The following is a 23,629-nucleotide window of genomic DNA, read 5'->3' on the forward strand; positions in this document are numbered from 1 at the left end:
ATGCTTTGGACAGACTGCTTAACTCGCTTGCGACAAGAGCTCTCTGATAATGTCTTTGCCATGTGGATTCGTCCTTTGGTTGCAGATGAAACGGACGATACATTAAAATTGTATGCGCCAAATCCTTATTGGACTCGTTATATCCAAGAGCATCATCTGGAACTCATTACCATATTGGCTGAGCAACTTTCTGAAGGTCGTATTCGTAAGGTTGAAATTTTGGTTGATTCTCGTCCAGGTGCGATTCTGTCTGCATCAGAACAGCCGGCAACCACAACGGCAGCGTTGGACAGTACACCTGTGCCAAGTGCAAAACCAAAGAAAGACAAAGAGCCAGAATTGGTTGTTACAAAAAATGCGAAAAAGAAATTACTTAATCCTCAGTTCACTTTTGCATTATTTGTAGAAGGGCGTTCAAATCAAATGGCAGCAGAAACCTGTCGTAAGGTGTTAACGCAATTGGGAGAGTCACAACATAATCCATTATTTTTATATGGTCCGACAGGCTTGGGTAAAACACACTTGATGCAAGCTGTTGGTAATGCATTATTGCAAGCGAAACCGAATGCTCGTGTGATGTACATGACAGCAGAAAGTTTTGTACAGGATTTTGTCAGTTCTTTGCAAAAAGGAAAAGTTGAAGAATTTAAGAAAAATTGTCGTTCTTTGGATTTGCTGTTAGTGGATGATATTCACTTATTGGCAGGAAAAGAAGCCAGTTTGGTTGAATTTTTTTACACGTTTAATGCTTTATTAGATGAATCAAAACAAATTATTTTGACATCAGACCGTTATCCAAAAGAATTGACTGAACTCGATCCTCGTTTAGTTTCACGTTTTTCTTGGGGGTTATCTGTTGGTGTAGAACCACCTGATATTGAAACTCGTATTGAGATTTTACTTAAAAAAGCTGAAAGTAACGGTATCGATTTGCCAAGAAATTGTGCGTTGTTTATTGCACAGCAAGTGGTTGCCAATGTTCGTGAGCTCGAAGGAGCGTTAAATAAAGTTGTGGCGATTTCACGCTTTAAAGGTTCAGCCATTGATTTGGATGTGGTACGTGAATCTTTGAAGGATGTACTTGCGATTCGTGCACGTACCATTAGCACTGAAAATATTCAACGTGTGGTGAGTGAATATTTCCGTATTCCTTTGAAAGAGTTAGTTGGACCAAAGCGTACACGGATCTATGCGCGTCCACGTCAGTTGGCAATGGGTTTAGCCCGTGAGCTGACAGGGGATAGCTTCCCTGAAATCGGTATGGCATTTGGTGGTCGTGACCACAGTACCGTGATGCATGCATGTGAAAAAGTGCAAAGCTTGTGTAATGAAGACCCGATTTTTAATGAAGATTATAAAAATCTCATGCGCTTACTTCAAAGCTAATTTTTGATCAAATTATGTTCTTGCAATGCGATATAATCTGCCGCATAGTACAGGACTAAAAATATATTTATCCTATCATTTTTAATTTGTGTTTAGAGGAATTCCACAGTGCGTTTGAAAATCGCGAAAGAGAGCTTACTCAATGTTTTGTCTAATGTAGTGGGTGCTGTTGAACGCCGTCATACCTTAAACATTCTTTCAAACGTTAAAATCCAAGTGACCGAGCAGGCATTAATCATTACAGGTTCTGACTTGGAAGTGGAATTGGTCGCAAGTACCACCCTTGCTGAAGGGGCATGTATCCAAGCAGGTCAAACGACTGTTCCTGCGCGTAAGTTGATGGATATTTGTAAGTCTTTACCGACAGCAGCATTGATTGATTTACAAATTACTGAAGATCAGCGTTGTATTTTAAAATCAGGTAATAGCCGTTTTGTGTTGGGGACTTTACCTGCTGAAGACTATCCATTATTAGCTAATGAAAATAGTCAAGGGACACAAGTTCAAGTGACTGAACGTGAATTAAAACGTTTATTTGAAAAAACGGCATTTGCAATGGCAGTGCAAGACGTGCGTTTCTATTTGACAGGGACATTGCTTGAAATTGATCAAAATCAATTGCGTGCAGTTACTACAGATGGTCATCGTTTGGCAATGTGTGAAACCTTAGCTGAATCTAATGCAACACAGTTGGTACAAGCGATTGTGCCACGTAAAGCGGTTGCAGAATTACAACGTTTATTGAGTATTGAAGATGATCAACTGGTTTTATTGATCGGACGTGAATTACTCAATGTGACGATTCAAGCACCGAGTCGTGATAAAGAACAAGGTGACATTACAGTACGCTTCACGACCAAACTTATTGATGGGAAATTTCCTGATTATCGCCGTGTGATTCCACGTGGTGGTGATAAAAATGTATTGATTGCACATGATGTGTTTAAGCAATCTTTGCAGCGTGTGGCAATTTTAAGTAATGAAAAATTACGCGGTGTATTCTTAAACTTCAATGCTGATTCTTTGCAATTGCGTGCCAATAACCCAGAGCAAGATGAGGCGGTTGAAGACTTAGCGATCCAATATAACAACACTCCAATGGAAATGTCTTTTAATGCACAATATATCTTAGAGGTATTGGGTGTGTTAGATGGTGATGATGTGTCAATGACCATGACTGAGGCAAATCAGTCGGTATTGGTGCAAGATCCAACCCAAGACAACCAAACCTATGTTGTGATGCCGATGCGTGTTTAATCTTCGGTCTAACGTTTAAGATCATGCAGATTACACGGCTTAATATACAGCGTGTTCGAAATTTAAAAGCGGTTGCACTCCATGAGTTGCAGCCGTTTAATGTCTTTTATGGCAAAAATGGTTCAGGAAAGACTTCTGTTTTAGAGGCAATACATTTGCTTGCGACAGGGCGTTCGTTTCGAACGCATATGCCAAAACATTATATTCAAAATGACACTGCAGATGCGTTGATCTTTGCTCAATCTGCGACTGAAAAGATTGGAATGCAGAAATTACTCAGTGGTGAGCAACTGATTAAGGTCAATGGTGACTCTGTCGCAACACAAGGGCAGTTGGCTAGGATTCTACCTTTACAACTTATCGATCCTTTAAGCACAGATATTATTGATCATGGGGCAAAACCTAGGCGACAGTTACTCGATTGGCTTATGTTTCACGTGGAACCTGATTTTTATCATGCATGGCAATATTATTCACGGGCGTTAAAACAGCGCAACAGTCTCTTAAAAATGCAGCGTAATCTCAGCTTACAAGATCTTGAGCCGTGGAACAAAATGCTGAGTGAATATGGTGAGATTTTACATTCACAACGCGTGGAAATTGTTGAGCAATGGAAAACCTATTTGGCAGAAGATCTTGCTGTATTGTTGCCCAATTTAAGCATTGAAATGGACTATAGTGCAGGGTTTCATGTCGAGCAAGGACTAGCACAAGACTTGATTCAATATCATCAAAAAGATGTTGAGCGCCGCTATACGGAGTATGGCCCACATCGCGCTGATTTGCGTTTAAAAACCACAACAGGCGATGCTGATGTAGTGCTGTCTAGAGGGCAAAAAAAGTTGCTCATCATGGCATTAAAACTGTCACAAATTGCCATGTTACATGCCTGTAATAAAGAAACTGTGGTATTATTAGATGATGTGACAGCAGAATTAGATTTAACTGCACAACAGCGTTTAATTGAACGATTAAGCCAACTTGGGAGTCAGGTTTTTTTGACGACTTTGGATCAAGATTCAGTAAAAAAACATTTACATGATTTGTCTATTTCCTACCAATTATTCAATGTTGACAACGGTCAAGTTCAACGTGTTGCGCCATGATTTTTTATTTTACGCTAATTCATTTAGACCTATTTTTCACTAGGGAGAAACCATGAGTTCAGAAGATCAAATCGCTTCTCAAACAGATCCAACCACTGAAAAGGCTTATGATTCCTCTAGTATCAAAGTATTACGTGGTCTAGACGCAGTCCGTAAGCGTCCTGGAATGTATATTGGTGATACAGATGATGGTTCAGGCTTGCATCATATGGTGTTTGAGGTTGTTGATAACGCCATTGATGAAGCTTTAGCGGGTCATTGTGATGAGATTATCGTCACCATTCATGAAGATGAGTCGGTGAGTGTGTCTGATAATGGACGCGGTATTCCAACAGATATTCACCCTGAAGAAGGTGTGTCTGCGGCAGAAGTTATTTTAACGATTCTGCATGCAGGTGGTAAGTTTGATGATAACAGTTATAAAGTTTCTGGCGGTTTACATGGTGTCGGTGTTTCAGTTGTAAATGCTTTATCGAGTAAATTGGAACTCACCATTAATCGTGCAGGACATATTCACCAACAAGAGTATAAACATGGTGATCCTGTTTATCCTTTAAAAGTGATTGGTAATACAGAGATTACGGGAACAACTGTACGTTTTTGGCCGAGTGCTGAAACTTTTAGTCAAACCATTTTTAATGTTGATATTTTAGCGCGTCGTTTGCGTGAACTGTCTTTCTTAAATGCGGGCGTTCGCATTGTTTTACGTGACGAGCGTATTCATGCTGAACACATTTTTGATTATGAAGGTGGTTTATCTGAATTTGTAAAATATATTAATCAAGGTAAAACACATCTCAATGATATTTTTCATTTCACTTCACAAATTGCTGAATCTGGCATCACTGTGGAAGTGGCTTTGCAGTGGAATGATAGCTATCAGGAAAATGTGCGTTGTTTTACCAATAATATTCCACAAAAAGACGGCGGTACGCATTTAGCAGGTTTCCGTGCAGCGTTAACACGTGGCTTAAATCAATACCTTGAAAATGAAAATATTCTCAAGAAAGAAAAAGTTGCGGTGACAGGTGATGATGCACGTGAAGGTTTAACTGCGATTGTTTCAGTCAAAGTGCCTGATCCAAAATTCTCATCACAAACCAAAGAAAAATTGGTATCGAGCGAAGTGAAACCTGCGGTTGAGCAGGCGATGAATAAATCCTTCTCTGAATATTTATTGGAAAATCCTGCGGCGGCTAAATCGATTGCAGGTAAGATCATTGATGCAGCACGTGCGCGTGATGCAGCACGTAAAGCACGTGAAATGACACGCCGCAAGAGTGCTTTGGATATCGCAGGTTTGCCAGGTAAATTGGCAGATTGCCAAGAGAAAGATCCGGCATTGTCTGAACTTTACTTAGTCGAAGGTGACTCTGCGGGCGGTTCTGCAAAACAGGGTCGTAACCGTAAGATGCAAGCAATTTTACCGTTAAAAGGTAAAATTCTGAACGTGGAACGTGCACGTTTTGACAAAATGATTTCTTCACAAGAAGTAGGTACGTTGATCACAGCATTAGGCTGTGGCATCGGACGTGAAGAATACAATCCTGATAAGCTGCGTTATCACAAAATCATTATCATGACCGATGCGGACGTGGATGGTTCACATATTCGTACGCTTTTATTGACATTCTTCTTCCGTCAAATGCCTGAATTGGTGGAACGTGGTCATATTTATATTGCACAGCCACCATTGTATAAATTGAAAAAAGGTAAGCAAGAACAGTACATCAAAGACAATGATGCTTTAGAGACTTTCCTGATTTCAAATGCAATTGATGAATTAGAATTGCATATCAGTGCAGATGCACCTGCAATCCGTGGTGAAGCATTGGCAAATGTAATTGCTGATTATCAAACATCACAAAAGAGTTTGCATCGTTTGACACTACGCTATCCTGCAACATTGTTAGATGGTTTGCTCGGCTTAGAAGCATTTAAGTTGGATCAAACGACAGATCAAAACTATGTACAAGATTGGGCTGAGAAGCTTCGTGTGGAAATTGAAACTGCACAACCAAGTTTACGTCCTGAATTGAGTATTGAAAGTTTTGATCGTGAAGATGCTGAAGGCATTCGCTCAACTGTTTATTTCCCGCGTATCACCATTTATGTGCATAATTTACCGCATCACTATTTGTTAGATGCAGGTTTATTGGGCTCAAGTGAATATATTCGTTTGTTGAAAAACTCGAAAAGTTGGTTCGCTTTGTTGGAAAATGGCGCATATTTACAAAAAGGTGAGCGTAAAATTAATGTGTCAAATTTCCATCAAGTTTGGCAGCACATCCTTTCTGACTCACGCCGTGGCATGATGATCCAACGCTATAAAGGTTTGGGTGAGATGAATGCGGAACAACTTTGGGAAACCACGATGGATCCTGAAAACCGTAATATGCTACAAGTGACGGTGGATGATGCGATTGAAGCTGATCGTATGTTTGCATGTTTAATGGGTGATGACGTTGAACCACGCCGTGCATTTATTGAAGAAAATGCGTTAAATGCAGATATTGATGCTTAATTAATTTCGAGCTCAATCTGTTTAAATCCCCCTGAATATGAGTATTCAGGGGGATTTTTCTTGCTGTTTTGTATTTATTTTTAGAATCTTTGTACGTTCATGATTTTTTTATCAAAATGTCTTATTTCTATGCCACTATCTTGTTAGACAACATGAGATAAAACAAGGGGCTAGAGTTATGGATAATCAGTTAGAACATACGCGTGATATTTGGGTGAATGCTTTTTTTACAGGCAACTACGAGGTTTTAGCGCAGTATGAAGATGCGCAATTTAAGGTGGTTTATGAGCAAGAAGGGCGTGTGGAGAGTAATTTTACGCGCTATGAAAAGATTGCTCATGCTGTAAAAAATGGCGTGTGGAAGCCACAGAAACCTAATGTGCAAAGTGAGGATTATGAGTTTAATCGTGATCAAACAGTATGTTTAATAAAAATTTATTTAGAAGATGAAAGTACAGTGATTCAGGAAAAATGGACATTTCAAGAAGATTGGAAAATTACTGAACTCAGGTTTTGTACAACAGAACATCATATTGAATCATAATTTTATACTTCGTGTTTCATGTTTGAATAAAGGCACTTGAAATAGCATGTTTAGGTGCTTTTTATCATGCTTAAGAGATCCAAATGATCTTTTATTGATAAAAAATAAAGAAAAATAACCTAAAAAATCTTAAATAAAGCTGTGGATAACTTTAATTTGTCAGGTTAAAATACGCAAAAATAAGTAAAATCATCGAAAAAAATATCAATATATTCATTTTTCAGTTCTAAATTTCATTTGTTGATCGTTCATTTAGGATTTTTGAATTTAAAAAATAAGTTTTGTTTTATATTGTAGGGGAAAATGAATTTAAATTTAAAAGAGATGAGTTTTTGAAGCTTGCCTAAAATGTTGGAGCTGAAACAGAGAATAAATCACATATCAGTATTTTAAATATGTTCCACGCGGTAAATATTAAGCTATAACTAAAAGTTATAATTTAAGTTTTATGGTTTTTAGAATGTCTACATGCTTGAAATATAATCATTAAAAAATATAAGCACGGACAGAAACAGCAGAACCAGAAGGCAGATAAAAGAGGCAGAGAAAGTAATATCAAAATTACTTTCTCTTGATCAAACATTATTCTTCAAAAGAACTCTCAAGCGCTTCGAGTTCCATCATGAGTTCAAGCATCTGTTCTTCTGCTTGTTCAAGTTTAGTTTTTAATTCAGTTTGTTCACTCATGAGTTTGAGTAAATCATCTTTACGGCTTGCATCATATAATGCTGTATCCGCAAGAGACTCCTCAATTTCAGCTAAACGAGGCTGAATTTTACTGATTTGTGTGTCTAATTTTTCGATATTTTTGCGAATAGGGCGGGTTTGTTCACGGCGTTGTGCGGCAAGCTTACGTTGTGCTTCTTTATCGACTTTAGAAACTTGAGGTTTTACTTCGACTTGAGATTGTAATGGGGTAACAGGTTCTTGACCTTTTTTCATTATTTCAACACGTGCTTGACGTAGCCAAGTTGCATAGTCTTGTAAGTCACCATCAAATTCTTTGCTTTGACCATTGTGCACCAAAATCAGTTCATCACAGACGGAGGCGATCAGTTGGCGTTCGTGTGATACTAAAACGACAGCACCTTCAAAATCTTGTAATGCCATGGTGAGTGCGTGACGCATATCTAAGTCTAAATGGTTGGTTGGCTCATCGAGAATGAGTACATTCGGTTTTAACCAAACAATCAGGGCTAATGCTAGACGTGCACGTTCACCCCCTGAAAAGCCTTCACTCGGAGTATCCATACGTTCGCCGCTAAAACCAAAGCTGCCTAAAAATGAGCGTAGCGTTGCTTCGCTGATTTTAGGGTCAGCAATACGGGCAAGTTGCAACATTGGGCTAGCATTGCCATCGAGTGCATCCATTTGATGCTGTGCAAAATAACCAATATTGAGTAATTCAGAAGGTTTGCGAATACCTTGAAGTAAGGCTAAGTCACCTACGAGCGATTTAATTAAGGTCGATTTACCTGCACCATTCATCCCTAATAAGCCAATACGACTACTTGGGGTAATTTGTAAATTAACATTGGTAATAATCAGTTTATCGCCATAACCGACATCTGCATGTTCTAAAGTCAGTAGAGGTGAACTCATTTTACTTGGTTCACGGAAACTGAAGGTGAATGGCGTGTCGATATGTGCAGGTGCAAGTTCTTGCATACGCTCAAGTTGTTTTATTCGGCTTTGTGCTTGGCGTGCTTTGGTGGCTTTGGCTTTAAAACGATCAATAAATTTTTGTAAATGTGCTTTGGCTTCTTCTTGTTTTTCAAAAGCTTGTTGTTGTTGAGCTAAACGCTCTGCACGGGTTGTTTCAAAAGTAGAATAATTACCTGTATATAAAATTAATTCTTGATTTTCAATATGTAAAATATGATCGGTAATTGCGTCTAAAAAGTCTCGGTCATGCGAAATTAAAATTAATGTGCCTTCGTAAGCTTTTAACCAATCTTCTAACCATAAAATTGCATCTAAATCCAAATGGTTGGTCGGCTCATCAAGTAACAGCAAATCGGAACGACTCATCAGCGTACGTGCCAAATTGAGGCGCATCCGCCATCCACCTGAGAAACTTGAGACTAAGCGTTCAGATTGATGCTCAAAAAAACCTAAACCTGCCATCAATTGTGATGCTTTTGATGGTGCTGAGTAACCATGAATTTCGTCAAAACGACTATATAAGTGTGCTAATTCAGTATCAGTTAAATTTTGAGGATCATTGAGTTTGTGTTGAATTTCCCAATATTCTTCATCACCCGACAGTACAAAATCAATTGCTTTCATCTCTAAAGCTTTAATTTCTTGTGCCATGTGTGCCACAGTCCATACATTTGGACGTGTGAGGCTGCCACTGTCAGATTCGATTCCACCTAATAATGCTGAAAATAAGGTTGATTTACCTGCACCATTGACCCCAGTTAAACCAATTTTCCAACCTGGATGAAGTTGCATGGATGCCTTTTGAAATAAAATACGTCCACCGCGGCGTAAAGAAAGTTGTTCTAACTGAATCATGAATAAAAGCTATATTGGAAAATAGATATGCCATTTTAATAGATAATTTAACTTGAACCAAAATAATAGCGTGATTCATGATAATTTATCTATTTGGGTAAATATAAACTACTGCTTTTGTATATAAAAGCAGATAAAAATAAATTTTTGTGATACAAATCATATTAAAATATATAGGATAAAAACTGCAGTAAGGAGAAAATAAACTGTGTTTAAAATAAAAACATTAAATTTAGGGGCATTACTATCATGCATTCTGTTTACTTCAACATTGGTGCAAGCCAAACAAACAGTGTGTGTTTTTGATGTGCAAGGACGTTCAGGGGATATTTTTAAAGGCATGGAGGAGTGGGCTTTAGCATCCCAAAGTGTTAGAGCGGATATTAAATTGATTCCTTATCCTAAGGAAGAAGAAGCAGATGCAGCTTTTAAAGCAGGTAAATGTGATGGTGTGTATCTGACATCGTTAAGAGCACGTTATTACAATAAATTTGCCGGTTCTATTGATGCATTGGGCGCTGTACCTAATATTACCATTGCTGAAAAAGCCATTAAGTACGCTTTGGATAAAAGAAATGCGAAGCGCATGATTTCTAAAGTGAATGGAAATACCTTTGAAGTGGCGGGGATTGACCAAATTGGGACAGCTTATTTATTTGTAAAATATAATAAAATTAAAAATCCTCAAGATCCAATCAAAGATTTAGAAGGACAGAAATTTTCATTTTTGGGCTATGATGAAGCACAAAGATACATGTTAAAAAAAATAAAAGCTGTTCCAGTTTCATCAGAAATATCTAATTTGGTTGCTAAATTTAATAATAATCAAGTGGATATGACAGCCGCACCGGCTTACCTATTTAAACCTTTTGAAATGCATAAAGGTCTTGGTGCGCAAGGGGCAGTTGTAATGTTTCCTGTGGTTAATGTGACGATGCTGATGGTGATACGACCTGAAAAATTTCCTTTAGGTTTTGGTGTAAATTCACGAGAAATTTTTGTTAAAAATTTACCAAGAACATTAAATTATGTAAAACGAACGGAACGCGATATTCCGAATAAATATAAATTAACATTAACCAAGGAACAGACGACAAAATATCAAATGATCGTACGAGATGCTCGAGTGGAATTAACCAAACAGGGTGTTTATGACCCAACCATGATGTCTGTTTTAAAAAGAGCACGTTGTACGATTGAGCGGACAAACTTTGAATGTTCTTTAATGGATGAATAAAGTTTGAATGTTAAATGATGCACTACATGCTCGGTAGTGATCTTATGCTTTGAAATAAAAATCCCCAATATTTTGTTATTGGGGATTTTATTTAAAATGCTGTTACTAATAGTGAATTTGTTTTAATCGACAAAAGTCACTTTTGCGATGGCTTTCTTACTTGCTTGAATAATCAAAGTGACATTTTCTTTAACCATATAACTTGCATCTACAGCTTGCCAATCTACTTTAACGGCTCCACGTGAAACAGCATCCTTAGATTGTGCTGAATTCTTGGTTAAACCTGCTGCACGAAGAATTGAAATAATAGATACTTCACCACCAAACTCAGCACGTGAAATCGTAATTTCAGGTGTACCTTCAGGTAATTCACCTTCAGTAATCAGGTTACCTGCACCTTTATGTGCATGTTCAGCGGCGTCGCTTCCGTGAAAACGTTCTACTAATTCAAGTGCAAGAATTTTCTTCACTTCTTGTGGATTTCGTCCTTCTTTAATTTCTTTAAGTAAGATTGAAATTTCATCTAAAGATTTAAAGCTAAGAAGGTCGAAATAACGCTCAATCAAGCTGTCAGGCATCGACAATACCTTTTGGTACATCGCACCAGGTGCATCAAATACACCGATATAATTACCTAAAGATTTAGACATTTTATTTACGCCATCTAAACCTTCAAGAATAGGCACAGTAATACATACTTGTGCTTCTTGGTCATAACGACCTTGCAATGTACGACCCATCAGTAGATTAAAGGTTTGGTCTGTACCACCAAGCTCTACATCCGCTTCAAGCGCAATGGAGTCATAGCCTTGAACAAGTGGGTATAAAAACTCATGAATCGCAATCGGCTGATGATTACTATAACGTTTGGTAAAATCATCACGTTCTAACATACGTGCCACAGTTTGTTGTGATGCCAATTGAATTAAATCAGCAGCAGTTTTTGTAGCAAACCATTCAGAGTTAAAACGGATTTTAGTTTTATTTGGATCAAGAATTTTGAAGACTTGTTCTTGATAGGTTTTTGCATTTTCTAAAACTTGTTCACGTGACAATGGTGGACGTGTTGCACTTTTTCCTGTTGGGTCACCGATCATTGCGGTATAGTCACCAATCAAAAAAGTAACTTCATGACCTAAATCTTGGAAAGTTTTTAGTTTATTAATTAAAACTGTATGTCCTAAGTGTAAATCAGGTGCTGTTGGATCAAAACCTGCTTTAATTTTTAGAGGACGATTTTCCTTGAGTTTCTTCAATAGATCCTCTTCAGAAATAATTTCATGGGTTCCTCGTTGAATGAGGGCGAGTTGTTCTTCCGCAGGAAGGAAATTTGACATCACAAAATCCAATACATCAGTTATCTCATTTGTGCGATATACTAACATTTTTTCAGCAAAATGCAGGCAAAGAATCTCTCATGACAACAATCTATATTGGCGTAATGACTGGAACCAGCATGGACGGCGTCGATTTTGTTGCCGCTTCATTCGATCCGCTACATATCCATGCCACTCTGACAGTGCCATTTGATCCCGATTTACGTGATGAATTGATGGCACTGACTTTACCAGGTGATAATGAAATAGATCGAATGGGTAAAGCAGATGTTGCGCTTGCTACCATGATTGGTCAGGCAATCAATCAACTGATTCAAGAAAACAACTTAGATAAATCAAAGATTAAAGCCATTGGTTCACATGGGCAAACCATTCGTCACCGTCCTGAACATGGTTTTACCTTGCAGATTGGTGATCCCAATATTATTACTGAAATCACTCAAATTCCTGTCATTTCAGATTTTCGTCGCCGTGATATGGCGGCAGGTGGGCAGGGTGCACCACTCGTTCCTGCTTTTCATCAGTCACTTTTTCAACATCCCACGATTCATCGCGTAATTTTAAATTTAGGCGGCATTGCCAATGTGAGTTTATTACCTGCAGGTCAGCCTGATGAAGTTTATGGTTTTGACACAGGACCAGCGAATATTCTTATGGATGCATGGTGCCATCGCTATACAGGGCAACCTTATGACGAAAATGGCAATTGGGCCGCATATGGACAACCGATTCGTAGTTTATTAGACCGTTTACAAGCACATGAGTTTTTCTCTAAAGAACCACCCAAAAGTACAGGACGTGAAGACTTTAATTTAGAATGGCTAGATGAGCAGATTGCAGACTGGAAGAATGATCTAGAATATGATGAACTTGAAGATACGCCTGAAAATGTGCAAGCAACTTTATTAAAACTTACAACCCGTGCAATTAAAAAAGCCATCTATCGTTCACCTTTAGATACAGGTGAAGTCTATGTCTGTGGCGGTGGAGCTTATAATTCACATTTGCTTGAGCAATTACGTTGGCGTTTACGTAAACACAATTGGTCAGTACAAACGACATCGGCATTAGGATTGTCCCCAACTTGGGTCGAGGCAACAGCATTTGCTTGGTTGGCAATGCGTTTTGATCAACAGCTTAGTGGTAATTTACCTGCTGTGACAGGGGCAAAGGGTTATCGTGTTTTAGGGACGATCACAACGGTTTAATCGCTCTTATCATTCAATTTAAAATATAAAATGAGGTCGAAATTGTTAAACAATTCTCGACCTATTTAGCCTGATGTATGTCCTATTCTGCTGTTAAAAAAAGTGCCATAAACTCTCAATATCAATAAAAAATTGAATTGAGTATAAGTATGGCTTTACACACACAACGTTTAACTGAATATCAACGTGAAGGTCTGCATTTTGATGTGATTGACTCAGGTCCTTTAGATGGACAGATTTTTGTTTTATTGCACGGTTTTCCTGAAACAAATAAAAGTTGGCAAGAGACTGCCCAGATTTTAAATCAGGCAGGTTATCGTACTTTTGCAGTTAACCAAAGAGGCTATAGTTTAACGGCACAACCCAGCAAACGCCGTGATTATCGTAGTTCGGCATTGGTTGAAGATGTCAATGCTTTACTTGATTTGATTGCACAACCTGTCTATTTGGTGGGACATGATTGGGGCGCAGTGGTGGCTTGGGATGTGGCACAGCGATATCCTGAAAAAATCAATCATCTGATTACTATTTCAGTACCGCATAAAGCAGCTTATATACGTTCCATGTTAATGAGTAATCAACTACTGAAATCCTATTATATGGGGTTATTTCAACTACCTAAAATTCCTGAATTACTCTTTGAAAAATTTACAAAAATTGGTTTGGGGTTATTGAAAAATACTGGCATGACAGAACAACAGTTACAAGACTTTCAACAAGATATTGTGACTGAAAAAAGATTAAGCCCTGCATTAAATTGGTATCGAGGCATACCCTTTAGTTCCAATAAAAACTTACTCAAAGCTGTGACTGTACCCACATTATTTATTTGGGGGAAACACGATGCTGCGATTGGTTATAAAAGTGTGGAACTCAATCATCAATATATCGATGCCCCATATAAAGAAATTATTATGGATGCGACGCACTGGATTCCTGTGCAAAATGCCAAGGAACTGAGCGGATACATTTTAGAAACTGTGGCTTAAATGATGATATAAATTGCAATAAAAATGCCCTCAAATTTCAGGGCATTTTAAAAATCTGTTTCAATCTTAGATTGAAAATGAAGAACCGCAACCACAGGTTGTTGTTGCATTTGGATTATCTACAATAAAACGAGAACCTTCTAAACCTTCAATATAATCGACTTTTGAACCGACTAAATACTGGTAGCTGAGTGAATCTACCAACATTTTAACATCGCCATTACTAAATTCAGCATCATCATCATTCATGCTTTCAGCAAAGTTAAAGCCATAAGAAAATCCTGAACAGCCGCCGCCAGTGACATAGACACGTAACATAAGTTCTTGATTACCTTCACTATCACGAAGTTGACGAACTTTATTCGCTGCATTATCAGTTAGTTCAAGAGCTTGGGCATTCATGGGCGATATTCCTCAAACGAGTTCGATTGTGTCTTACAAAAAAAAGACCATATATAGTATACCTAATATATGGTCAGTCTGTGAACTTTAAAGTCAATTCTGAGTAAAATTGTTGGTTTTTAATCTAAATTATTTATAGTTCTCGTCTTGAAGCGCACATTCAAAGTTTTTAGGGTCATTTTTACAACGGAACTGCCATAAAAGTTTCATCATTTGCTTATTATAAACCCCTTGCTTTGTTAAGCTGATTCGAGATTCACGCATTAGTTTTTGATAGCCTGGTTTATCGGCAGCTGGAACTTGCATCCAATATTTTGCTGGAATATCTGCTTTCATTTTACCGATAATGCCAAAAGCACGTGGTAATTGCGCTTTGACCCAATCACGAGATTTTTGCCCAAAACCTTCCGGGAATTTGTCTTTGCGAATAATTAAATTACCTGTCACTTGTAAAATAGGGTAGTTCACAATCGCGCCTTTCGTACCTAAACCTTTATGTAATTCTAAGGGTTTAAACACCGCAGCAGGCGCACCAATAATATCTACCTGTCCGTTATTGAACTTTGCACCAAAGTTGGTAACATCCGCACTCACCGCTTGGGCACCCACTTGTTGTACCATGATTTTTTGTGCTTGGTCATAGTCTAGAACTGCAATTTTTTTACCAGCGGCTTTCGCCACAGTATTGATATTACGATCATTGACCATCAAGAATGCATCACCTACAGGAATGACCCCGACAACCTCATATTGACCGTTAGTCATATATTTTGCAAAGTTCGGTGAACTTAAACCTTGCATAATTTTAACCGCAAGATTTAAGTCAGGAATAGCCCCAATTGCATCGAGTGAACCTGTAAAATTATTAAATTGACGACCACGCATGCCTGTGACACTGATCCCATCACATTTTCCTGCTTTGAAATCTTCTGCAATGACGGCTTCGTTTTGATTAACTTTGAGTTCAATGTCAGCCCCCCATGTTTTAGCGGCAAGCTGATAATCTTTCATGAGATTAAATACGTCACCATTTTTTCCAACTAAGTCAAATACGCAGACCACTTGTTTGGCTTGGGCGCTGGAGATTGCAGTACATAAGCCTGCTGCAATTAAGAGTGTCTTAGACCAACTCATTTTATTTTCCTTTCCGTGATTAAGTTATTGTTTTGATAGGTGCTGTGTGAAGAGTCTTATTCTTGCGCAGGCATCTTGATATAAGATTAAGTGTTAAGCATTTGCTCAACAATGACTTAAATGACAAATTATAAGCTAAAAAAAAACCCAGAATTAATTCTGGGTTTTTCTTTTTAAATCAATATTATTCGCCTGCTAAAGAGCACTCGAAGTTTGCTTTATCGACAGAGCAGCGTGCTTTTTTCAATACAGACATCATGCTCGCATCATAGATGCCCATTTTTGTTAATTCTAAACGTCCGTCACGCATGAGCTTTTGATATTTTAATTTATCATCAGCAGTCAAGTTTACTTTATATTTCGCTGGGATAGATGCTTCTAAGCGACTAATCATTGAAAAACTCTTTGGTAAGTTCTTCACGAAATAATCACGAGACTTTTGACCAAAACCTGCAGGGAATTTTTCTGGGCGAATTAAGAAGTCAGCTGTAATTTGTAGCACTGGGAAGTTAAATACTGCACCATTTGCACCTAAGCCTTTGTTTAATTCTAAAGGTTTATATGCATATGCTGGCGCACCGATCATATCAACTTGACCGTTATTGAATTTTGCAGCAAAGTTAGAGATATCAGAAATAACCGCTTGTGCACCAACACGTTGTACCATAACTTTTTGTGCTTGGTCATAGCCTAAAACTGCGAATTTTTTACCCGCTGCTTTTTCAATTGAGTTAATGCTCTTGTCACGAACAAAAATGAATGCAGAACCTAAAGGTGCAATACCTGCAACTTCATATTTTTTACTACCAAGATTCGACACCATTTTGCCTGCGTTACGCGCATCAAGAGCAAAAGTAATCGCTTTTTGTGCAATCGCATTACTTGGCGCACCACCTAAAGAATCGATAGAACCAACAAATTTGTTATATTGACGTGCACGCATTGCTGTCATGAATACGCCGTCACATTTACCTGCTTTAAAGTCGTTATCAGCAACAGCTTCATCTTGTTTAGGGATCAGAGTCACATCTGCTCCCCAACCTTTTGCAGCTAAAGCCCATTCTTGTGCCATTTGGAATGATTCACCAGATTTACCAAGTAAATCAAATACACATACATTGATAGCCGCATTTGCATTGGCAGCGGTTAAACCTAAGATTGTTGTTGCAGCGAGCGCTATTTTTTTCATAATTTGGTCCTTGTCAATTATACGTCCATAATTGGAGTTTCTTTTAAACGCAATCTTAATCAACTTTTTTTAAAAAAAATAGAGCTTTTACTCCATTTTTTTATCTATTTTAGATCATTGCATTATTTAAATTTTCATTGTAAATCAGTTAAAAAAAATTAAGTTAAATTATTTAAGATTTTGTATTTTATTGTATTTTTAAATTTATATATTATGCAATATTTTATAAAAAATAATTTGTGTATTAAAATACTGAATAAATTGAACGTAACAGTTTATGTTTGATTACAACAAAAACCTCTTTTTCCTACATTAAGCAGAGTGAATCTTTCACAAGCCGAATCGTTTTTTATGACAGACAGCTAGGAGTCAACAGGACTGTAAATAAAATGTGCATATTATACAGTCCTGATACGGTTATTCATCAGTCAATGAGCATTCAAAGTTAGTACGTTCTACGGTACAACGTGCACGCTTAAGAACGGACATCATGGTTGCATCATAAACGCCTTGTTTTGTCAGTTCTATACGGACTTCGCGTAAGAGTTTTTGATATTTGATTTCATCTTCTTTTGAGATATTCAGTTTATATTTTGTGGGAATTTCAGCCTCTAGCCGCTCAATAAGTTTAAATGTTTTTGGCAATCTTTTGAGCGACCAAGCACGTGATTGGCTACCAAAACTATTAGGAAATTGGTCTGCTTTGATGATGATGTCTGCTGTGACATGCATAACGGGATACGTAAACATGGCACCTTTAGTACCTAAGCCTTTGTAAACTTCTAAGGGTTTAAAGGCATATGCTGGTGCAGGTACAGAGTCAACTTCACCTGAATTAAATCTTTTGACAAAATTTGATAAATCGGAAGGAACCCCGATTGCGCCGACACGATCAACCGCAGCTTTTTGTGCTATATCATAATGTAAATAAGCAAATTTAACCCCTTTAGCTTTTTCAAATGAGTCGATTTTGCGGTCACGAACGAAAATATAAGCCATACCCAAGGGACTGATACCCGCTAGTTCATATTTGATACCATTTTTAACAGAAATGAGTCTTTTATCATTACGTTTATCAAGTGCATAGGCAATTGCTTTTTGGGCAATTGCATAGCTTGGAACACTTCCTAATGCATCAATAGAGCCACCAAACTTATTATATTCACGCGAACGCATTGTGGTCATCGCAACAGCATCACATTTATTCGTTTTAAAATCTTTATCAGCTTGTTCTTCTGACTTGTAAGCAACGAGGTTGATATCTGCCCCCCAATTTTTAGCAGCTAAAGCCCATTCTTCCATGACTTTATATGATTCGCCAGCCTTACCTAAAAGGTCAAATACACAGACATTTTGTTTTGCTTGTGCTATTGAAGGAATACATATCCCGAAGGCACAAACTAAAAATAATTTTTTTTTCATTGTTATTTCCTTAACTTTTTATCTAACTTAACCCATAAGTTTTTATTATTTTTAACATAAAAAGAGAATCATAATCCAATACTAAGCGCTGAGTGGTAAGGAGATACTCAACCTTAAATTTTTTAAAAATCACGCAATATATTTAGTGCTTGTTTAAATATAGATGATTTGATCTTATAAAGCGGAAAATGGAGAATACAGAAAAAACTTGAAGTTTGAAAAATGAGCAATTAATATAGCGCTCAAATCAGCCATTGTGGCTTTGATCAATAATGATTTCAATTGACATTTAACCTTTATTCATCTTGTACGTTGCCTTTGACAAGAGTCTCTTTACACTTAACTGGTTGCAGGATGACCATAATATCTTGATTTAACCCGCCATTTATTTGATCCAAAACAGCAGAATTGTATTTGGAATATTCGGGAGAAAAATCATGTTGTTAACTGTACTTATGCACTTTGGTTTGCAATAAAACCATATAAAACTGAACGCTTTAAATTGCGTGAAAAATTTAAAAACTTTTTAAAGAATATAAATGCTTTCGGTACGTTGTTTTAATGAAAAATGACGCGCGTACTGACATTTAAAAAATTGTTAGTGAAAATATGAATAAATATGTAAATCAACCTTTTGCCGATGATGTGCAACAAGGTGAGATGGAGAGTTTTACTGAAATTCATCCATTGGCGAAGCTATGGGCTTTTCGTTTTTTAGTTGAATTAGGTGGTGCAAAAGAGTTTATTTTAGACAATTGTTTTAATAATCAGTGGATTGCAAAACAGTTGGGCTTTTCTGAACCTTTGTTAAATGATCAATTTAACGAGCAAGCTGCCTATCAAGAACTTAAACAGCTTCATCAAAATATTGAACAGCAGCATTTAAATCAGCCATTTCAATTTAGTGAAGAATTACAATTTAATCTTAAATTATTACAACAGCTTTTAGATTTAAATGATGTTGAAAGTCTGATTTTAGGTTTTGTGATTTTACTCAATAGTGAACAACTTTTAGATGATATTGCAGATACATTAGGCGAGTTAACAGCGTCTAAAACCTTACGTGCGTTAGCGATTGTGTTGGATGTGCCTTATGAAGAAATTCGTCAAGCACTCTCTACACAAGGACGATTACAGCGTAGTGGTTTAGTCAGTTTACAGCAGTATTACCGTAATTATTTACGTATTAAATTAAGTTTAGTCTCAAATCAATTGGTGGATAAATTACTGGTTAAAGCCAATGATGTGATGGATTTGTTCACGGGTACGATTAATAAAAGTGATAGGGCTGAACTTACGATTCAAGATTATCCTCATCTACAAAAAGATTTAAATTTATTGTTGGCTTATTTAAAACAAGTCAAAAATACCAAACAAAAAGGTGTCAATATCTTCCTTTATGGAAGCTCAGGTACAGGTAAAACGCAGCTATGTAAAGTCTTAGCTGCTGAGTTAGCGGTACAACTTTTTGAAATTTCTTATGAAGATGCGGATGGTGATGCCATTTCTGCAACAGGGCGTTTATGTGCTTATCGTGCAGCACAATGTATTTTTGACAGCCAATCTGCTTTATTGATGTTTGATGAAGTTGAAGATGTATTTAATGATACTGAAAATGGAATGGGAATGAAAAGTACTGCCCAGAGTCGTAAGGCTTGGGTAAATCGTATTTTAGAGCAAAACCAAACACCTACAATTTGGGTGTCTAATTCTGATCAGCTTGATCCTGCATTTATTCGTCGCTTTGATATGGTCTTGGAAATAAAAGTACCGCCGAAAAAGCAACGTATGAACTTTATTGTTAAACAATGTGGTCATGAATTAGACCCAATGTATCAAGAGGCATTTTCAAATATCGAACAGCTTTCACCTGCGATTTTAAATCGTAGTTATAAAGTTGCGAAAATGGCAAAAATGCACAATGACAATTTAGCGTTACCCAATAGTATGACGAAATTAATTTCAAATACATTAAAGGCGCAAGGTTTTCGTGCAGTTAAATTACAAGACAGTAATGCTTTGCCACAATTTTATGACCTGAGCTATATCAATACATCCTCTAACCTAAAAGACATTGCCACAGGAATTCAACGCCATGGTTTTGGTCGCTTATGTTTATATGGTGCATCAGGTACAGGTAAAACGGCATTTGCACGTTGGTTGGCTGAATTCATTGATCAACCTTTGCTGATCAAGAGAGGCTCTGACTTAATTTCACCTTGGGTTGGGCAAACTGAACAAAACTTAGCACAAGCTTTTGCTGAAGCTGAAGAGCAGCAAGCCGTATTATTGTTAGACGAAGTCGATAGCTTATTACAAGATCGACGACAAGCAAGTAAATCTTGGGAAATTTCACAAGTAAACGAGTTCTTGGTTCAAATGGAAAGTTTTAACGGCATTGTTGTTGCAACGACCAACCGTTTTGAAGAATTAGACCAAGCTGCTTTACGTCGTTTCGATTTTAAAATGCACTTTGATTTCTTAACCTATGCACAGCGTTTCGCTTTATTGGAAAATGTTTGCCAACAATTAAATCTTGAAATAGACGAAGTTCAAATCAAAGTACAGCTACAAGGACTAAATCGTCTTTGTGCAGGAGACTTTGCTGTTATTGTTCGCCAAGCATGTTTTCAGCCATTTAAAAATGTAAATGCTGTACTACAACACTTACATGAAGAAATGGCTGTTAAATATAAAACTTCACAAAGTATTGGATTTACCGCATCAAATTGATGCGGTTTTTCTTTTTTAATCGAAAATTAAAAAATGTAGACTAAATCTTCAGCAGTGATAATAAAAAATAAATTACAAAAATGCTTTAATTGTGAAAAAAATAATTAAAATTGTTTAAAAAATAGATAAAAAAACATTTTTTTAACGATTTTCGTAGAAAAAATACCCATGCAATAAAAAACTTTAAAAAAAGGGGTTGCGTCGTATCTGAAATGCTGTAGAATGCACATCCATCGGCGGTGATGAAGATTAAAACTTCTGATAAAACAATGACTTGGTTGAATTGATTAAGTTGGGTTTTAGAAGGAAGGATTAAAAATAATTTTCATTACATGTTGACTTTCTAGAGATAGAGAGTAATATAGCCGACCTAGCTTGATGCTGACGAAGCATTAAGAAGATCATTAAGAGAATATGAAGAACAACTTGTGTGGATTTTTACTGATTGATTGATCGAAATTATTTTCATTGATTGATGGTAGAAATTACTCGAAGTTTATTTGAGAAATTAAAGTCAGAAAATTGATGAGCCAAGATTTGTACCCTTATAGGTACTAATGATTTTAAACTGAAGAGTTTGATCATGGCTCAGATTGAACGCTGGCGGCAGGCTTAACACATGCAAGTCGAGCGGGGAAAGGTAGCTTGCTACTGGACCTAGCGGCGGACGGGTGAGTAATACTTAGGAATCTGCCTATTAGTGGGGGACAACGTTTCGAAAGGGACGCTAATACCGCATACGCCCTACGGGGGAAAGCAGGGGATCATTTGACCTTGCGCTAATAGATGAGCCTAAGTCGGATTAGCTAGTTGGTGGGGTAAAGGCCTACCAAGGCGACGATCTGTAGCGGGTCTGAGAGGATGATCCGCCACACTGGGACTGAGACACGGCCCAGACTCCTACGGGAGGCAGCAGTGGGGAATATTGGACAATGGGGGGAACCCTGATCCAGCCATGCCGCGTGTGTGAAGAAGGCCTTATGGTTGTAAAGCACTTTAAGCGAGGAGGAGGCTACTTTGGTTAATACCTAAAGATAGTGGACGTTACTCGCAGAATAAGCACCGGCTAACTCTGTGCCAGCAGCCGCGGTAATACAGAGGGTGCGAGCGTTAATCGGATTTACTGGGCGTAAAGCGTACGTAGGCGGCTTTTTAAGTCGGATGTGAAATCCCTGAGCTTAACTTAGGAATTGCATTCGATACTGGGGAGCTAGAGTATGGGAGAGGATGGTAGAATTCCAGGTGTAGCGGTGAAATGCGTAGAGATCTGGAGGAATACCGATGGCGAAGGCAGCCATCTGGCCTAATACTGACGCTGAGGTACGAAAGCATGGGGAGCAAACAGGATTAGATACCCTGGTAGTCCATGCCGTAAACGATGTCTACTAGCCGTTGGGGCCTTTGAGGCTTTAGTGGCGCAGCTAACGCGATAAGTAGACCGCCTGGGGAGTACGGTCGCAAGACTAAAACTCAAATGAATTGACGGGGGCCCGCACAAGCGGTGGAGCATGTGGTTTAATTCGATGCAACGCGAAGAACCTTACCTGGTCTTGACATAGTAAGAACTTTCCAGAGATGGATTGGTGCCTTCGGGAACTTACATACAGGTGCTGCATGGCTGTCGTCAGCTCGTGTCGTGAGATGTTGGGTTAAGTCCCGCAACGAGCGCAACCCTTTTCCTTATTTGCCAGCACTTCGGGTGGGAACTTTAAGGATACTGCCAGTGACAAACTGGAGGAAGGCGGGGACGACGTCAAGTCATCATGGCCCTTACGACCAGGGCTACACACGTGCTACAATGGTCGGTACAAAGGGTTGCTACCTAGCGATAGGATGCTAATCTCAAAAAGCCGATCGTAGTCCGGATTGGAGTCTGCAACTCGACTCCATGAAGTCGGAATCGCTAGTAATCGCGGATCAGAATGCCGCGGTGAATACGTTCCCGGGCCTTGTACACACCGCCCGTCACACCATGGGAGTTTGTTGCACCAGAAGTAGGTAGTCTAACCGCAAGGAGGACGCTTACCACGGTGTGGCCGACGACTGGGGTGAAGTCGTAACAAGGTAGCCGTAGGGGAACCTGCGGCTGGATCACCTCCTTAACGAAAGATTGACGATCGGTAAGAATCCACAACAAGTTGTTCTTCATTGAAGTATCTGAGGGTCTGTAGCTCAGTTGGTTAGAGCACACGCTTGATAAGCGTGGGGTCACAAGTTCAAGTCTTGTCAGACCCACCATTCTGACGAACACATTATTTAATTGAAAAATTAAATATTGAGTACAGGGAATTAGATATTTTAGATCTTAAGCTGGGGACTTAGCTTAGTTGGTAGAGCGCCTGCTTTGCACGCAGGAGGTCAGGAGTTCGACTCTCCTAGTCTCCACCACATTCTTACGGAATGTTAACTAGCTAATAAACAAGCAAATAAAATGATAGCTTATAGAGCTTAGTGATAAAGAAGCGTATAATACGCTGCATTGTTATTAAGCTCTGTGATTTATCACAGTTGACTGCGATCTGACGAAGACGTAGTGAATCATTAACAGAATATATTTGAGTTGAAATAAATTGTTCATACTCGTTTCAAGTAGGCAACTACAAGAAATGAGTTACTAGCGATAAAACTGAATCAAGCGTTT

General features: G+C 38.1%; 15 protein-coding genes, 2 tRNA genes and 1 rRNA gene. 12 read left to right on the top strand and 6 right to left on the bottom strand.

Features of this window, described 5'->3' with window-relative positions; genetic code table 11:
- The 5 genes from dnaA to G0028_RS00025 all read left to right on the top strand — a co-directional run bounded on the left by dnaA (window position 1) and on the right by G0028_RS00025 (window position 6,817).
- Window positions 1-1,386 (top strand): chromosomal replication initiator protein DnaA, encoded by a 1,386-nt coding sequence (dnaA, locus tag G0028_RS00005; protein ID WP_130075120.1) that lies wholly within the window; start codon window positions 1-3, stop codon window positions 1,384-1,386.
- Window positions 1,387-1,494: 108 nt separating this feature from the next.
- Window positions 1,495-2,643 carry a DNA polymerase III subunit beta gene (gene dnaN / locus G0028_RS00010; protein WP_130075119.1) on the top strand — a complete coding sequence of 383 codons (1,149 nt, stop codon included), beginning with the start codon at window positions 1,495-1,497 and terminating at the stop codon, window positions 2,641-2,643.
- A 23-nt stretch (window positions 2,644-2,666) separates the two neighbouring features.
- Window positions 2,667-3,749 carry a DNA replication/repair protein RecF gene (gene recF, locus G0028_RS00015; RefSeq protein ID WP_130075118.1) on the top strand — a complete coding sequence of 361 codons (1,083 nt, stop codon included), beginning with the start codon at window positions 2,667-2,669 and terminating at the stop codon, window positions 3,747-3,749.
- A 52-nt stretch (window positions 3,750-3,801) separates the two neighbouring features.
- Window positions 3,802-6,273 (top strand): DNA topoisomerase (ATP-hydrolyzing) subunit B, encoded by a 2,472-nt coding sequence (gene gyrB, locus G0028_RS00020; protein ID WP_180046927.1) that lies wholly within the window; start codon window positions 3,802-3,804, stop codon window positions 6,271-6,273.
- Window positions 6,274-6,451: 178 nt separating this feature from the next.
- Entirely contained in the window at window positions 6,452-6,817 is a 366-nt protein-coding gene (locus G0028_RS00025; RefSeq protein ID WP_174494069.1) for a hypothetical protein, read from the top strand.
- A 582-nt stretch (window positions 6,818-7,399) separates the two neighbouring features.
- Here the strand turns inward: G0028_RS00025 and G0028_RS00030 are convergent.
- Window positions 7,400-9,337: an ATP-binding cassette domain-containing protein gene (locus G0028_RS00030; RefSeq protein ID WP_180046929.1), complete on the bottom strand. Its 1,938-nt coding sequence runs from the start codon at window positions 9,335-9,337 to the stop codon at window positions 7,400-7,402.
- Window positions 9,338-9,554: 217 nt separating this feature from the next.
- On the opposite strand from G0028_RS00030, the gene G0028_RS00035 reads away from it, so the two are divergent.
- Window positions 9,555-10,574 (top strand): putative solute-binding protein, encoded by a 1,020-nt coding sequence (locus G0028_RS00035; RefSeq protein ID WP_373687893.1) that lies wholly within the window; start codon window positions 9,555-9,557, stop codon window positions 10,572-10,574.
- Window positions 10,575-10,696: 122 nt separating this feature from the next.
- Here G0028_RS00035 and tyrS read toward each other — a convergent pair whose 3' ends face one another.
- On the bottom strand, window positions 10,697-11,911 hold the full coding sequence (gene tyrS / locus G0028_RS00040) for a tyrosine--tRNA ligase (RefSeq protein WP_180046932.1): 1,215 nt from the start codon (window positions 11,909-11,911) through the stop codon (window positions 10,697-10,699).
- A gap of 80 nt (window positions 11,912-11,991) precedes the next feature.
- Here tyrS and G0028_RS00045 point away from each other — a divergent pair, with 80 nt between their 5' ends.
- The gene (locus G0028_RS00045) at window positions 11,992-13,119 is read left to right on the top strand and encodes an anhydro-N-acetylmuramic acid kinase (RefSeq protein ID WP_130075113.1); all 1,128 of its coding nucleotides are present in this window, start codon (window positions 11,992-11,994) and stop codon (window positions 13,117-13,119) included.
- Between the two features lie 149 nt (window positions 13,120-13,268).
- Window positions 13,269-14,108: an alpha/beta fold hydrolase gene (locus G0028_RS00050; RefSeq protein ID WP_218946344.1), complete on the top strand. Its 840-nt coding sequence runs from the start codon at window positions 13,269-13,271 to the stop codon at window positions 14,106-14,108.
- A 66-nt stretch (window positions 14,109-14,174) separates the two neighbouring features.
- On the opposite strand, the gene erpA is transcribed toward G0028_RS00050, so the two are convergent.
- The 4 genes from erpA to G0028_RS00070 form a co-directional block, all read right to left on the bottom strand.
- Entirely contained in the window at window positions 14,175-14,510 is a 336-nt protein-coding gene (gene erpA / locus G0028_RS00055) for an iron-sulfur cluster insertion protein ErpA (protein ID WP_130075112.1), read from the bottom strand.
- A gap of 129 nt (window positions 14,511-14,639) precedes the next feature.
- A complete protein-coding gene (locus G0028_RS00060; protein WP_174494073.1) occupies window positions 14,640-15,644 on the bottom strand; it encodes a putative solute-binding protein in 1,005 nt (334 codons plus the stop codon).
- Between the two features lie 184 nt (window positions 15,645-15,828).
- Window positions 15,829-16,833 (bottom strand): putative solute-binding protein, encoded by a 1,005-nt coding sequence (locus G0028_RS00065; RefSeq protein ID WP_180046934.1) that lies wholly within the window; start codon window positions 16,831-16,833, stop codon window positions 15,829-15,831.
- Window positions 16,834-17,250: 417 nt separating this feature from the next.
- On the bottom strand, window positions 17,251-18,255 hold the full coding sequence (locus G0028_RS00070; RefSeq protein ID WP_130075109.1) for a putative solute-binding protein: 1,005 nt from the start codon (window positions 18,253-18,255) through the stop codon (window positions 17,251-17,253).
- 609 nt (window positions 18,256-18,864) lie between these two features.
- Between G0028_RS00070 and G0028_RS00075 the strand changes: the two genes are divergently transcribed.
- The 4 genes from G0028_RS00075 to G0028_RS00090 all read left to right on the top strand — a co-directional run bounded on the left by G0028_RS00075 (window position 18,865) and on the right by G0028_RS00090 (window position 23,376).
- Window positions 18,865-20,988 carry an AAA family ATPase gene (locus G0028_RS00075; protein ID WP_180046937.1) on the top strand — a complete coding sequence of 708 codons (2,124 nt, stop codon included), beginning with the start codon at window positions 18,865-18,867 and terminating at the stop codon, window positions 20,986-20,988.
- A 565-nt stretch (window positions 20,989-21,553) separates the two neighbouring features.
- Window positions 21,554-23,090, top strand: a 16S ribosomal RNA gene (locus G0028_RS00080).
- A gap of 59 nt (window positions 23,091-23,149) precedes the next feature.
- A tRNA-Ile gene (locus tag G0028_RS00085) sits at window positions 23,150-23,226 on the top strand.
- A 74-nt stretch (window positions 23,227-23,300) separates the two neighbouring features.
- A tRNA-Ala gene (locus G0028_RS00090) sits at window positions 23,301-23,376 on the top strand.
- Window positions 23,377-23,629 lie beyond the last annotated feature (253 nt).

This window comes from Acinetobacter piscicola (assembly GCF_015218165.1).
In the GTDB taxonomy this organism is placed as follows: domain Bacteria; phylum Pseudomonadota; class Gammaproteobacteria; order Pseudomonadales; family Moraxellaceae; genus Acinetobacter; species Acinetobacter piscicola_A.

Excerpts from the sequence above, each read along its gene's own strand:
- G0028_RS00025 (WP_174494069.1), top strand. The coding sequence starts at position 6,452 with ATGGATAATCAGTTAGAACATACGCGTGATATTTGGGTGAATGCTTTT.
- G0028_RS00070 (WP_130075109.1), bottom strand. The coding sequence starts at position 18,255 with ATGAAAAAAAAATTATTTTTAGTTTGTGCCTTCGGGATATGTATTCCT.
- G0028_RS00075 (WP_180046937.1), top strand. The coding sequence starts at position 18,865 with ATGAATAAATATGTAAATCAACCTTTTGCCGATGATGTGCAACAAGGT.
- G0028_RS00065 (WP_180046934.1), bottom strand. The coding sequence starts at position 16,833 with ATGAAAAAAATAGCGCTCGCTGCAACAACAATCTTAGGTTTAACCGCT.
- gyrB (WP_180046927.1), top strand. The coding sequence starts at position 3,802 with ATGAGTTCAGAAGATCAAATCGCTTCTCAAACAGATCCAACCACTGAA.
- tyrS (WP_180046932.1), bottom strand. The coding sequence starts at position 11,911 with ATGTCAAATTTCCTTCCTGCGGAAGAACAACTCGCCCTCATTCAACGA.
- dnaA (WP_130075120.1), top strand. The coding sequence starts at position 1 with ATGCTTTGGACAGACTGCTTAACTCGCTTGCGACAAGAGCTCTCTGAT.
- G0028_RS00060 (WP_174494073.1), bottom strand. The coding sequence starts at position 15,644 with ATGAGTTGGTCTAAGACACTCTTAATTGCAGCAGGCTTATGTACTGCA.
- G0028_RS00045 (WP_130075113.1), top strand. The coding sequence starts at position 11,992 with ATGACAACAATCTATATTGGCGTAATGACTGGAACCAGCATGGACGGC.
- G0028_RS00030 (WP_180046929.1), bottom strand. The coding sequence starts at position 9,337 with ATGATTCAGTTAGAACAACTTTCTTTACGCCGCGGTGGACGTATTTTA.
- erpA (WP_130075112.1), bottom strand. The coding sequence starts at position 14,510 with ATGAATGCCCAAGCTCTTGAACTAACTGATAATGCAGCGAATAAAGTT.
- recF (WP_130075118.1), top strand. The coding sequence starts at position 2,667 with ATGCAGATTACACGGCTTAATATACAGCGTGTTCGAAATTTAAAAGCG.
- G0028_RS00050 (WP_218946344.1), top strand. The coding sequence starts at position 13,269 with ATGGCTTTACACACACAACGTTTAACTGAATATCAACGTGAAGGTCTG.